Origin of the sequence: Faecalicatena faecalis (genome assembly GCF_012524165.2) — a bacterium.
GTDB lineage: Bacteria > Bacillota > Clostridia > Lachnospirales > Lachnospiraceae > Faecalicatena_A > Faecalicatena_A faecalis.
In genome coordinates, this window is sequence record NZ_JABACJ020000036.1 from 37510 (window position 1) to 51130 (window position 13621).

At 39.4% G+C, this 13621-nt stretch carries 11 protein-coding genes and 1 pseudogene; all 12 read left to right on the top strand.

From position 1 onward, the window contains the following. The first annotated feature begins 18 nt into the window (after positions 1-18). The 12 genes and pseudogenes from HGO97_RS24480 (at position 19) to HGO97_RS22235 (ending at position 13359) form a co-directional block, all read left to right on the top strand. A pseudogene (locus tag HGO97_RS24480) lies at positions 19-1984 on the top strand (ATP-dependent DNA helicase). Between the two features lie 172 nt (positions 1985-2156). Beyond that, on the top strand, positions 2157-3269 hold the full coding sequence (locus HGO97_RS22185; RefSeq protein ID WP_168866725.1) for a tyrosine-type recombinase/integrase: 1113 nt from the start codon (positions 2157-2159) through the stop codon (positions 3267-3269). A gap of 12 nt (positions 3270-3281) precedes the next feature. Continuing rightward, positions 3282-5045, top strand: a complete 1764-nt coding sequence (locus HGO97_RS22190) for a tyrosine-type recombinase/integrase (protein WP_216245337.1) — start codon at positions 3282-3284, stop codon at positions 5043-5045. Beyond that, positions 5035-6549 (top strand): tyrosine-type recombinase/integrase, encoded by a 1515-nt coding sequence (locus HGO97_RS22195; protein ID WP_216245340.1) that lies wholly within the window; start codon positions 5035-5037, stop codon positions 6547-6549. The genes HGO97_RS22190 and HGO97_RS22195 overlap by 11 nt, the downstream gene beginning before the upstream one ends. After that, on the top strand, positions 6524-6907 hold the full coding sequence (locus HGO97_RS22200) for a DUF6262 family protein (RefSeq protein WP_216245342.1): 384 nt from the start codon (positions 6524-6526) through the stop codon (positions 6905-6907). Before HGO97_RS22195 ends, HGO97_RS22200 begins: the two co-directional genes overlap by 26 nt. Before the next feature lie 293 nt (positions 6908-7200). Next, the gene (locus tag HGO97_RS22205) at positions 7201-8865 is read left to right on the top strand and encodes a hypothetical protein (protein WP_216245344.1); all 1665 of its coding nucleotides are present in this window, start codon (positions 7201-7203) and stop codon (positions 8863-8865) included. A 274-nt stretch (positions 8866-9139) separates the two neighbouring features. Then, positions 9140-10501 (top strand): KAP family P-loop NTPase fold protein, encoded by a 1362-nt coding sequence (locus HGO97_RS22210; protein ID WP_216245346.1) that lies wholly within the window; start codon positions 9140-9142, stop codon positions 10499-10501. A 172-nt stretch (positions 10502-10673) separates the two neighbouring features. Continuing rightward, complete coding sequence (locus HGO97_RS22215) at positions 10674-10907, top strand: flavodoxin (RefSeq protein ID WP_408610871.1); 234 nt, start codon at positions 10674-10676, stop codon at positions 10905-10907. Then, a complete protein-coding gene (locus HGO97_RS22220) occupies positions 10904-11419 on the top strand; it encodes a nitroreductase family protein (RefSeq protein WP_330654327.1) in 516 nt (171 codons plus the stop codon). Before HGO97_RS22215 ends, HGO97_RS22220 begins: the two co-directional genes overlap by 4 nt. An 18-nt stretch (positions 11420-11437) precedes the next feature. After that, positions 11438-11911: a flavodoxin gene (locus HGO97_RS22225; RefSeq protein WP_216245365.1), complete on the top strand. Its 474-nt coding sequence runs from the start codon at positions 11438-11440 to the stop codon at positions 11909-11911. Positions 11912-11933: 22 nt separating this feature from the next. Beyond that, the gene (locus HGO97_RS22230; RefSeq protein WP_216245348.1) at positions 11934-12230 is read left to right on the top strand and encodes a Dabb family protein; all 297 of its coding nucleotides are present in this window, start codon (positions 11934-11936) and stop codon (positions 12228-12230) included. Positions 12231-12342: 112 nt separating this feature from the next. Further along, positions 12343-13359, top strand: a complete 1017-nt coding sequence (locus tag HGO97_RS22235; protein ID WP_216245350.1) for an ATP-dependent DNA helicase — start codon at positions 12343-12345, stop codon at positions 13357-13359. Positions 13360-13621 lie beyond the last annotated feature (262 nt).

The window sequence follows — 13621 nt, forward strand, 5'->3', positions numbered from 1 at the left end:
ACAGAGAAGGATGAGAGTATGTTTTATCGAAAAGAATACGAAAAGAAAGCCCACGGGGAGATAGAAAAAGTTTTCAGGGACATTCTCCCAAAGCATGGCTTATGTGTCCGGGAGGCACAGATACAGCTAAGCCACCAAATGCTGGACACCCTGCTGGGAAATAAGATCGCACTGTGTGATGCCGGGGGAGGGATTGGCAAGACTTATGCTTATCTGACGGCCAGCATCATCTGGAGGAAGTATGCATCTGCCCTCGGTCATTTTTCGGTCTGCGACCACAGGCCAGTGACCATATCCACATCCAGCATTGCTCTACAAAAGGACATTATGCAAGAGTACCTGCCCTTTTTATCTAAGGTAATGCAGGAGTCAGGGATGATACAGCAGCCGATCCAGGCAGTGCTGCGAAAGGGAAAAGAGCATTTCGTGTGTGACAGAAGGCTGGAATCCCGGCTGCAGGCGATCGGGCATAAGCAGAAGAATGCACTTCAAAAACAGGCAGTCCTAAAATTAAAGGATATCTGCGACATGGATGCTGTCCATGGACTGAGCGGATTTGACCGCAGGCAGGTATGCGTCCCCAAATTCTGCCCGTCAGACTGTCCGGGACGGAACGGATGCCGTTATCAACAATATTTGAAAAGAGCCAAGAGCAGGGATGTCTTTTTCCAGATCTGCAACCATAATTATCTTCTCGCAGACGCCCTGCACAGAGCAAAGGACTATAAGGCGCTGCTTGCGGATTACCGGGCATTAGTTGTGGATGAGGCGCACCAGTTCAGAGGCCGCAAGACAGATGTATGGGAAGACATTGGGTGTTGAGGATATTGAGGAGATCGGAAGGTTTCTCGAAAAAGAATTCCGGAGAAAACAGGCAAAGAGATTGCGGGAGGCTTATCATGCTTTTTTGGAAGTTTTCCGAAACCAAGCGGAAACAACAGAACCGGATGGACATAGCGCATCACTTTCCGTACAGCAGAGAGAGGCGCTTAAAAACTGCCTTTCACAAATCCGGCAGATCCAGCAGGAACTAACGGGAGGCACTTCCCGGTGGCTTATAAACCGGCTGGGAGAAGCAGAAAAGGTACTGACTGCCTTCGCCAATCAGGATTCCCACTACATTTTATACTGGAAGGAAGGCAGAAACCAGTTTCCCGTCTTTTGTGCCATCAGCCGCAGGATTCCCAAGCGCTTACAGGAGACACTGTGGAGCCAGAGGCTTCCGTCTATATTAACCAGCGGGACTTTAAAGGCCGGAAATGGATTTGAGAGGACCCGGCAGGTGACAGGGTTGACGGGGGAATCTAAAGTAAAAGAGTATGTGGCGGAGTCCCCGTTTCATTATAAAGAAAACTGTCTGTTATATCTGCCCCAGACATTAAAACCAGTGAGAAAGGGAAGCCTGGGGGAGGTACATATGATAGCAGACCATATCCAAAGGCTGATCGGCGCTACCTATGGGCATACGCTGGTGCTGTTTACTTCCTATTCCTTGATGGGAAGCGTGTGCCAGCAGCTTCGGGGCAGCCTGCCGTTCCCGCTCATAGAGGTCTGGAGGCATTCACAGGAAGAAATCCGTCGGTTTAAATCATTAGAGAACGCGGTTCTGTTCTCAGCCGGCTCCTGCTGGGAGGGTGTGGATTTTCCGGGAGACATGGTGTCCTCCCTGATTATGGTAAAACTGCCCTTTGCTGTTCCGGACCCGGTAAGGGAAGCGGAGAAAGAACAGTATGAGCATTTGGAGGAATATATTCAGGAGAACATCGTGCCGGATATGCAGAAGAAACTGCGGCAGGGATTTGGAAGGGCCATTCGGACAGAGCAGGATACCTGCGTGGTGTCGATTTTGGATACCCGTGCAGTGGCAGGAGGCAGGTACCATAAGGATGTCCTAAGCGCACTGCCGGAATGCAGGATGGCAGAATCCATAGAGGATGTAGAACAGTTTATCCGCAGTAGGAAAGGGACTGAATATTATATGTAAAACCGGCGCATGGGGACTGTTGGTTCTGCTGTAAAGCAGGACAAAACAGAGGAAAATGTTTGGTGGTATTTCAGAGGGGATTTTGCCCGGATTGTTGGTATTTGTGAATAGATATGTTGGCATGAGTTGGGTATACTGTGTATGACGTTAGAGGAAAGGAAGGGAAGTGGATATGCCATATGAAGTAGTGACGGTAAAAGAAGCAGCAACAAAGTATTTCTACATCCGTGATACGGAAAGATTGGATATTGTGACGCTTCCGTCCAAATATCTAATGCATAAGACAAGGGTCAGAAGGTCGCCTAATACCATCCGGCGTTCTGCATTTGCCATTTTATATTATCTGGAATATCTGGAAGAAAAAAACATGCAGATAACAGAGATATACGGAATGCCATATGACGAGCAGACGGAACACTTTGTCAACTTCTTATACTGGATCAAAGCTGGAAATCATACAAAACAAGAGAGTTCTCCTAAAAATGGAACCTGTAACGCATATTTGAAAGATGTGTTCAGGTTCTATCTTTTTATAGAACGTGAATATGAGCAGTATGGAACCCTCAAGGTGCTGTCATATAATCAGATTGTGGCAGTCAACGATGTGGGAGTGAAAAGAGTCCTTAGAAACAATGCCTTCCACGGTTACCTGAAAGCAGAAAAGAGCAAAGGGAAATCTGCAAGACAGAATGAGATTGTTACTGTCCTGCAGGCCTGTACAAACTGCAGGGACCAACTCCTGCTTTTACTACTGGCAGAGACAGGATACCGGATTGGTGAGATATTGGGAATTGACTATGTGAAAGATATTGATTACAGGAATCACGTCATCCGGGTCTATTTCCGCGAGGATAATGAGAATGATGCCAGAGCAAAAAATGCAGAGTACAGAAAAGCAAAGATCAGTGACGATACCTTTGAATTTCTAATGCATTATCTATCAAAATATGGAAAAATACTGCAGCACCAGAATTACTTATTTGTAAATATTATGGGCAGCACCAAAGGGAAACCTTTAAAGGTGGACAGTGTTTATGACATGTTTGATCGTATGGAAAAAAAGACAGGAATTAAACTCACCCCTCATATGTTGCGCCATTACTTTGCAAATATGAGGAAAAAAGCAGGATGGCGGCTGGAATTGATTAGTCAGGCCCTTGGACACAAACACTTGGATACAACAATAAAATATCTGGACTGGATAGATGAAGAACTGGTAGCGGCCAGCAACGAATTTTACGAAAAGCATGCATCTATCTTCGGGGCAGAAAAATTGTTGGAATAGGGAGGTGGGTGCATGCCTGTTTTTATGCTACAGCAGGCAGAAGTTCAGACTGAAACAAAGGAAGCAAACGAAAAACGACAGCAGCTTTTAGTAGAAGAAATAAATGCTAGTGGGATTGCAGATGCGGTGGCGCTGAACAGGCTGAAAGAATTCCTGAGAGCGGAGGCGGTATGGCGTATCTCGGATATGGATTATCCTATGAGGGTGCGGTATGAAAAGTATTTGAATAGACTTAACTATGCAAAAGTCTCAGTAAGAAGATACATTAAAGTTTTTGATCTGGTAAAACAGCATGAAATCGCACAGCAGATGAAAACGCTGGCAGGAAAACAAAGATATCAGTGGAAGTATCAAAATACGATTTTATTTCTTCCATACCATCCAGACGGAGATATTGTGAAACAGTTTGCTGTAACAAGGCAGATGGCGGTTCTGGTATGGGATTTTAAAAAGGAATGTCCGGAACTGTTAAAAAGACAGGTTTTTGACACGCTTAACAAAGTGATCGATACTTACAAAAACCGGAATATGAAACGAAACAAGCTGCTTGCACTACAAAACTTTTATACATTTTGTACCCAGCACCAAATAGAGGATGTTGGCATGCTGGAGCAGTCACAGATTGACCTGTTTGAAAGCTGGCTGAGGGACGCTGGAGTCTCAGCAACAGATAAACACCTTTCAATCATCGGTTTCTGCCGAAGGATATCCTTTGAAAATGCCGAGAGAATTCCATGGGATGCAACGGTCTGGTATTTAGAACGGTTTCATCTAAAAATGGATCGAATGAATGAGAGCAATCCAGTAGGAAGCATCTCCTTTATGGAAATCCAGCATCCGGATAACCGAAAAATCGCGCAGGCATATATGAAATATGAGCTAGGCATTACCGGGCAGGCCATCAGTACCATAACAAGAAGATATCTCTGTATCAGAAACTTTTTAGAATTTCTGGAACAGGAAGGATTGACAGCCACCGAATGTACAGCCCTGCACATTAAGCGATATGCAAAACTGCTTCTGGAAAAACAGATTGAACCGAAAGGATACAATGAGCGGTTATCCGGCATTGGACATTTTTATAAGTTTATGGAAGTGCGGCAGTACATCAAACGTGTACCGTTCCGGCTGGAATATCACATGCAGAAAGTGCATCCTGTCCATCATGACAGGAGCGTAGAATATGAAGTCTACATGGAGATACTGCAGAAGTTATATAAATTCCCGGAGCATTTACGATGCATGTTTTTGCATCTCTGGTGTGTGGGACTAAGGGCAAGCGAGGTATGTACACTCAAAGGGAATGCTTACTACAGACAGGGAGATGACTGCTGGATACAGGTATATCAGGTAAAAATGAAATCATATAAGAGAGTTCCGATACCGGAGGGACTTTACCAGATTATGGAGGTTTATCTGAAAAGGCATGGGATACAGGCGGACAGTTACATTTTTCAAAATGCAAAAGGTGGAGCCTTTTTGTATCAGACCTTCCGCAATCAAATGTTAAAAGCATGTGAAGAAAACAGAATCATAAATGGAGAGTATCTCTTCAACTCTCATGATTACCGCCATACAGTAGCCACAATGTTTTATGACAATCAGGTATCCCTCCAAAGTATCCGGGATTATCTGGGACATACCTATGACGAAATGACAAGGCAGTACATCGATTACATGCCCCGGAAGCTTGCAGAAGCCAATGAAGAATTTTTCAGCCATAAAGAAAACAATCTGGCAGCGTGTCTGAAGAAAGGAGATACGAATGCAGAATGACAGGATATATTATAGGGAACTGCAGTGTTATAAGGCGGCAGACAGGAAGAATACCGGGCCAAAAGAAAGCAGTGGGTGTTACGATCTGTCGCTGTTACCAGAAGGCCAAATCAGAGAAGAGATGAAAAGTTTTATTTTTCAAAGAGGGAGAGAGGTATCTTATACCACTATTCTCAGTGATAAAACATATTTCAATCAGCTCGCACTGTTTATGAAAGAAAAGGATTTGAAGAATATAAGGAGCTTTCTGGATAAAACGCCGGACCAATGGATACGGCTTCTAAAAGGCTGGATGATTCAGAAAGGAATCAAGCTGACCTATGAGAAAAAGAACATTTATGGTACAAGCAGTGTCATAGACGCAAGGCTGATCCAATATTTAAAGAAAATCTTGCACCATGTAGAGCCGCCGGATGAACGGGATGAGGTGGAAAAGGATATATGGAAGCTGGATGCATTAGGAATCGAAATACGTCACAATCCGATTTATAATGTGGAGACTGTGAATTTTCAAAATATCATCCAGCCGGATATCCGGTCAGAAGTAAAAAAGATTGTCTATCTGAACCTTCAATATGAGGCAGCGGGAACCGTACTGAGGGAATTGACAGCCATGAGGAAATTTTCAGCTTATCTGCATAAAGAATGGCCCAGTATACAATCCTGCTGTGAAATTGACCGGGATATACTGGAAGGGTATCTCATAAGCCAGATGACGGATGATAGCTCCCACCGGAGCAACAGTGATAATGTATTAAAGCTCCGAAATCTGCTGGAGGGAATTGGAAAGTTATATCAATATTCGAATTTGGAGACCTTGTTCCTGAATACGGATATACCACCTGAGATCAAGGCAGAATTTAAAGTATATTCCGACAAGGAAATGCAGCAGTTAAATGCACATATAGCAAAGCTGGATGAACAGATTGCAAGATGGCTGATCATCCATCAGATGCTGGGAACACGGGTATCGGATACCTCCACACTCCGGTGCGACTGCCTGTATCAGGAAAATGGCCAGGATATGATACAGATCCATCAGGTGAAAACAAGAGTATTCCAAAAACCAGTCAGCAGGGAATTAGCAAGTCTGATACAGAAAGCATTGGAATATACAAGAGAAAAATACGGCGAGACAAAATACATATTTGTGGATGAAAAGAATCCCAAGCGGCCACTGCAATACACAACCATAAAGCATAAGGTCATGGGAATGATTTTAAAAGAGGATTTAAAAGATGACAATGGTGAACTATTTCATTTTGGTACGCATCTTTTCCGGCATTACTACGGTGTAAAACTTACCGAAATGCATCTGGATGACTGGACGATAGCAAGGCTGCTGGGACATAAGAGGCTAGGGAGCGTACAGCACTACCGGAAAATGAGCAACCAGCGGATGGCGGATGAAACAAGAGAAGTGAGAAATATAATGACAGATGTTATTTACCAGATTCTGGACGGATGGGGAGAAGAGTATGAGCAAATACGACCGAATGATTGAAGAAAATAAGAAGAAAAGCAAAGAAAAGATCGACCTTGCAAAGAGGGCAATATATGAGCTGATGGAAGAGAAAGAGAGGATAACGGTACCGAAGCTGATGCGTATCACCGGGCTGTCCAGAGGGTTCTTTTACAAAAACGAGGTTATTCGGCAGGAGATGGATAAGGCGGTGGAACAGCAGGCCGGGCTGATAGATCCCCGGCGTGAAATCTTAAACATGGCGATGGAGAAGCAGATAGCAATGCTCCAGCAGCAGATCATCGGCCTGAAGAAAGAAAATGCTGATTTGAAAAAAGAGAATGAGAAGCTGCGGAAGGCGTTGAATAAGAAAAATTTGAATATCATTAAAAATCTATAAGAAAGAGAAGAGTTATTTAGATTTCTGGTGATAATATCGAAATTCAGCATTGCAGATTCTAAAGAACCTGCGGAGGGGAAGGAAAAGAATATTAAATAAGAACCACAGGGCATATGGTATGTGATTGAACCTTGTGGTTCTTGTTCAAGGCAAAGCCTATGATAAAAGTTAGGATGTAGAGTTTAACAGAATTGTTTTAAGGGAAGAGCAGGAGTATAATGGACAAATAAGGTGATGCATTTGATAACATTACAGCCGTAGCACCATTTCTAAACTCTTGGAGGAATAAGTTTGTGGAAGATCAAGTAAATAAAATAGAAAATGATATAGATAGATGGCTATACGATAATTTGGATGAAAATATTCCAAGGAATAAATATATATACCATTGCAATTTAGCTTATACGGACATAATGGTTGATCAACATATGTTATTTACACCATTTGAACGTCACTATCTTTTTTCCTTAAACTACAATACATATATAGCGTATAAAAAATTGAAAGAAGAAGATAAATTTGATTATAAATTTGATTATGACCTATATCCGATAGCCTTTCAAATGGTTTTGCTGGGTATGCAATATTCTATGTTATGCGATGTTTTTCCATTGCTCCATTCAGGAAAAGCGACTATGAATAAGAAGGGGGACGAAATCTTTTTTAATATTGAAAATCTACCTAAGAAAAATTACAAATTTATTAGTGACTTTAGTATGAGAAAATGTCTGAGTTATACATTGCAAATGGCAAATGGAAAGTTTCAAAAAAATAATACAGATGATGAAGATATCGCTATGAAACTAGCAGATTTGTACATGCACTTTTGGAGCGAGAATTTGCAATATGATGATTATGAACCTTATACAAGAATGGATTGGGGTGGTATTAGTTTTTTCTTCATTGTTGCAGCAATGCGTAGATTTAATAAATTGTATAAAAAAGACTTTGATATAGTTACTGTGGATTCACAGAAAATGATGATTTTATTATCGCCTGAAGGTGTTGCGAGAATGCAGACATTCGTACCCACAAAGGATAGTGAATTATATCGACAGGCTTTAGAAGATCATATTTATAAACCAAAGGGAGAGGCACTCTATCCAAAATCAAATATAATGGATGCACCTTTGATTAGGACTAAGGATGGTTTTATTTTCGCAAATTCACTGGTAATATTGTTTAATGATTCATCAGAAACTCAATTCTTGAATTATCTTCGACGCTGTGATAAGGAAAGGTATCTACGAATAAAAGATAAAATTAAAGAGCGAGAAATTCCTTTAATACGGGAAATGATCAAATATAAATTTCCAAAAACAAAATCGGTTGCCAACTTTTATGTGAAAATACCGACACAAAAGCATGGGAAAAGGGAATGCGATTTATTATTAGTGGACGAAACTGGAATTGCAGTTTATATAGAAATAAAGCATTTCTATAATCCGCAATCATATTGCGAAGAAAAAGTGCTTGATAGGGAACTGATGAAGGCCTTAAAGAAAATGCCGGAGCAATTAAATGCTATTACTGAGGACTGGAGTAAATTAAAAGAGCAATATGATTTGCAGTGTGACTTGAAAAAAATATATGGTGTTATTGTTTCACATAGGTATTTGGGGGTAGATGTTGAAATCAGACCGGACACGCCAATAGTAAGCACGTCAAATCTATTTGAAAGTATAGCTGAAGCCCAAAATTTAGAAGAAATTTATAAGGGGTGTCGAGAAATAGATGAACTTTATCCTAAGATTGATTTTATTAAAAGAGAATTACCTGTAAATTATGCAGGATATATATTTCATTTGTATGGGGAAGCTTTAAATCCAATGTGTGAAATTATAGTTCGAGAATCATATAAGAAGCAGGTAATTAAAAATTTATCATCTTCAGCGCCTACTTCTTATAGTAATATTGATGATTTAGCACATGCATATATTGATTTAATGAAAGTATGAAAGCAGTTAGAATATTTTAGGAAACCTTATATTGAACAACAGTTAGAAATTAGATAGAGGTTAATTATAATGGTTTCATAAATTAAGACACTTTTAGGACGGCTTTTAATGAATTTGATATACTAAAATCGGTAAAAAGAAAGCATTGCCATGTTTAGATAAAGAAGAAATTTTAGTACCAAGTTTAAATCAGACCTGTTGTGATAAAAGGGGTATTATTGGGAAATAAGTATATTGAATTAAAAGTGTGTAATACATTCAAAGGAGACCAGCTATGAGAAAATATGTTCAGGAAGCAACGGATATAAATATATGGAAATCTATTCAAAACAATACTTTTGACAGAAATAAAGATATAAAGAGTTTTATAGAAGGATTGAATCTTATTGAGGGGAGCGCATGTATTAGTTTAGACGCAAAGTGGGGAGATGGTAAGACGTTTTTTGTTCGTCAGATAGAGGAAGTCTTAAAATATGCGAGATTGAAACAATGGAAAGACGAAGAAAATCCAGTTGATCAATTACCATCCTATGAGTATCTAAGAAATAATCAGATGGCAAATTCTATAAACCTAAGTAAATCATATTTGCCGATATATTATAATGCATGGGCGTATGATAATCACAGTGATCCGCTGATGTCTCTTTTATTGATAATGACTAAAATTTGCAAAGGAGTTTATAATACCAAAATAAATTCTGAAAAGACAAGTGAAAAAATATTAGGAACACTATCCGCATTACCAGGCTCAATAGAAGTATTGCAAGGATTAAATCTGGCAAGCATGGTTGAAAAAATAAAAGGTAAAAGTACAGATATTTTATCGATTGTACAAACAGAAGAAGAAATTCGAGAGAGGGTAAAAGATGTTTTTGATAATATTATTGTGGAAAGAACACAGAAATTAATTATTTTTATTGATGAATTAGATCGCTGTAAACCGACATTTGCCATAGAAATGTTAGAAAGGATAAAACATTACTTTGAAGATGACCGCATTATATTTGTAGTATCTGTAAATAAAGAACAATTGATACATACCATATCCAATTATTATGGTAGTGGATTTGATGCTACTAGATATTTGAATAAATTTTTTGATGAAAATATAAATTTACCAGAAATGAGTAATTATTCAAGGCGTACTGTTGAATGCTATAACAATAATACTGAAGAAACATTTTGGTTAACAAAAATTGCGGACGGATTAGGGATGCATTACCATTTATCGCTTAGAGATAAACTTATTTATAGAAGCAGAATAGAAGTAGTTCCAAAACAGGCGGTTAATTGTCTCCGAGGAGAAAGTTTTTTGATCGCATTATTTGTGCCTTGCATGATTTTATTAGATATAGTTGATGCCAAAGAGAAGAAAAAATTTATAGAAGGTAAAAGCGATTTTGTAGAAAAAACTTTGCCTCAGATTGAAATTTATAAGCAATTTGTTCTTAGGGTTATAGGTGATGGAAGCAGAGACGGACAAGAGGAAAAATTTAAAATTGGTTGTGAAGAAGTCGTAAATATATATAAATATATATTTGACTTTGAAGGTGACGAATACTATGAACGATTCGATTTAGATCGCGACACAAAGTCAAAATGTATTGCAGCGTATAATGGATATACATATTACTAAAATTAAAGAAACAAGTATGAGGCTATGAAAAAAAACTCAGTTTGCTTTTTATGTACACAGAAATAATACACAGTACACAATTGTGTTTTCTGTTAAAGCCAGTAAATTCAAGACATAAGAGGGATAGGCTACATTTTAACATCCGATTTGGTGGGGCGAAGAACCTCGCATTATAGATACATTTCTTGAAAGCTATGATTTTTCCGGTAAGACAATGATTGATTTTTGTACATCCGGAGGAAGCGGTATCAGTACAAGTGAAGGCAATTTAAAGGAACTGTGTTCCTCTGATGTGAATTGGCTTGCTGCTAACAAGTTTTCAAGTGATACGGATGTTGATACTGTCCGGGATTGGGTTCAAAGCCTTGGAATAGAAACGAAAAATAACGAATGGAGGAAAAGATGATGGAGTTTTTTGAAGTAGTTAAAAATCGTTATGCGTGTAAGAAATTTGATGGACGCCCAGTAGCAAAGGAGCATCTTGATGCAATCCTCGAAGCAGGGAGACTGGCGCCGACAGCGAAGAACCTGCAGGAGCAGCGTATCTATGTTGTACAGTCAGAAGAAGGTCTTGCCAAAATTGACAAGGTAACTCCCTGCAGATATGGTGCCGCAACGGTTGTCGTTGTAGCGTTTGATACGACAAATGTATTTACATATCCGGGAGAAAAGCGTGATTCAGGTGTTGAGGATGCAACAATTGTAGCAACTCATATGATGCTGGCTACAAAAGCGGAAGGTGTTGATAGCTGTTGGATTAACTTCTTCGATCCGGAAGTGGCAGCGAAAGAGCTTGGACTGCCTGAAAATGAGGAAGTCCTGATGATTCTTGACCTCGGCTATCCGGTAGAGGGAACAACACCACTCGCTATGCATACGCAGAGAAAAGAACTTTCAGAAACAGTTACCTATATGTAAGAAACGGAGGAATTCATGATGAGTAAGAAATTAGTAGCATATTTTTCAGCAAGTGGTGTGACCGCAAAGGTAGCAAAGACACTGGCATCTGCCATCGGTGCAGATTTACATGAGATTTTGCCTGTGCAGAAATATACATCAGCAGATTTGGATTGGACAAACACAAAGAGCCGCAGCAGTGTGGAAATGAATGACAAATCTTTCCGGCCGGCGATTGCAAATCAGGTTGAAAACATGGAGCAGTATGATGTGATATATGTAGGATTCCCGATCTGGTGGTATGTGGCTCCCACAATCATCAACACTTTTTTGGAATCTTATAATCTGGAAGGAAAAGTAATTGTACCTTTTGCCACATCCGGAAGCAGCGGAATGGGGGGAACAAATGCAGACTTGAAAGATTCCTGCAAGGGTGCAGAGTTGAAGGAAGGCAGGCGTTTTTCTTCCAATGCCAGAGCAGAGGAACTGAAAGCATGGGCAGAAAAAATTTAATGAAAAGACGGAGGAAAAATAAATGGTCAGACATATTTTTATAGCTACAATCAAAGAGGGTGTTTCAGATGAAATCGTAAATCAGAAAATGGAAGAAATGAAAGCGATGAAGGACAGTGTTCCAGAAATTGAGAGCATTATGGTAAACAGAAGCCTCGGATGGGTGGGTGCCGCGAATACTGTAACAATGGTAATTGACCTGAAAGACAGAAATGCTTTCGATACACTTATGGCAAGTCCGGCTCATATAGAAGTTGGAAACAAGGCGGCAGAGGCGTTTGAAACGGATAACTTTGTGATTTCTCAGATTGAATATTAAGAAATCTACATTTTTAAATTTGATATTAAAATCTACGAAGAAGCAGTTGAAATGAAAACAACTGTTTCTTTTTTGAATGAAAGAAATAAAAAAGCATATTTTTCATTAAAATTTGAGACGAGAATACGACATTCTGATAATTGATGAATGTAGTACTATAAGTAATCAAAATATGAGAAAATTGCTTGAACTTGCAAAATTTAATCTACTTGTTTTGGTTGGGGACACTTATCAGATAGAAGCTATTGAATTTGGTAATTGGTTTGATGCTGTTCGTAGCTTTTTACCCAAATCAGCAGTTTATGAATTGGCTAAACCATATAGAAGTAACAGTAAGCAGTTGCTTGCGTTATGGGATAATGTACGCAAAATGGAAGATGATGTTCTTGATAGATTGCAAGGCGGTGAATTTTCAGCTAACCTTGATCCGGCTATTTTTACAATAGCTGAAGATGAGGAAATAATTCTTTGTTTGAATTATGGGAGACTATACGGAATTAATAATATTAACCATTTTATGCAAGAAAATAATAACCGCAAAGAGATGTGGAGAGGGATACAACGGTATAAAGTCGGCGATCCAATTCTGTTTAATGATTCTGCTGATAAATTTTTTACTCGGAATAAAGAACAAGTGCCAATTATTCATAATAATATGAAAGCCCGAATTGTAGATTTTATAACTTGGGATAAAGACAGGCCAACCGAGCGTATACAATTTGATATAGAAATTGATAGGCCGCTTATCGAGTTAAATGTGGATGATTATGATTTTGATATTATTGGAAATGCTGAGAACGGACATTCGATTATCCGTTTTGCAGTTAATAAAAACAAAAGTACAGATGAAGATGATGATGGTGCTACAAAAACCATTGTTCCGTTTCAAATAGCATATGCGGTATCAATCCACAAAGCACAAGGACTGGAATATGATTCTGTGAAAATTATTATAACGGATGAGATTGATGAATTGATAACTCACAGTATTTTTTATACTGCTATTACTCGTGCAAGAAAGAAATTAAAAATTTATTGGACACAAGCTGTGGAAAAGAATGTTCTTGATAGAATAGAACCGAAGAATAATAGCCATGATGTAGCTTTGCTTAAGAGTGAAATAAATTGAAATGAAATATAGCATTTGGGGGTATAGCCTAATTATCACACGTGGAGACGGTAGCTTTGCCCGCACGAGTAAAATAACAGTTTTGCAAAAGAGTAGAAATAAGGTATAATATAGAGTAACTCTGCTGCCTTGATGGGGTGTGCAGAGACCTTTGATTATTCCGGGCCTGCGGCCCACCTAGGCCGCAGTTTAGCGCAGTTAGACCGCGCATCAGCTCATTTGATACAATCCGCGTTTCGGCACATGCCGATCGCAGATCAGC

Coding starts and splice junctions, on each gene's coding strand:
- HGO97_RS22185 (WP_168866725.1), top strand. CDS start 2,157: ATGCCATATGAAGTAGTGACGGTAAAAGAAGCAGCAACAAAGTATTTC.
- HGO97_RS22190 (WP_216245337.1), top strand. CDS start 3,282: ATGCCTGTTTTTATGCTACAGCAGGCAGAAGTTCAGACTGAAACAAAG.
- HGO97_RS22195 (WP_216245340.1), top strand. CDS start 5,035: ATGCAGAATGACAGGATATATTATAGGGAACTGCAGTGTTATAAGGCG.
- HGO97_RS22200 (WP_216245342.1), top strand. CDS start 6,524: ATGAGCAAATACGACCGAATGATTGAAGAAAATAAGAAGAAAAGCAAA.
- HGO97_RS22210 (WP_216245346.1), top strand. CDS start 9,140: ATGAGAAAATATGTTCAGGAAGCAACGGATATAAATATATGGAAATCT.
- HGO97_RS22220 (WP_330654327.1), top strand. CDS start 10,904: ATGATGGAGTTTTTTGAAGTAGTTAAAAATCGTTATGCGTGTAAGAAA.
- HGO97_RS22225 (WP_216245365.1), top strand. CDS start 11,438: ATGAGTAAGAAATTAGTAGCATATTTTTCAGCAAGTGGTGTGACCGCA.
- HGO97_RS22230 (WP_216245348.1), top strand. CDS start 11,934: ATGGTCAGACATATTTTTATAGCTACAATCAAAGAGGGTGTTTCAGAT.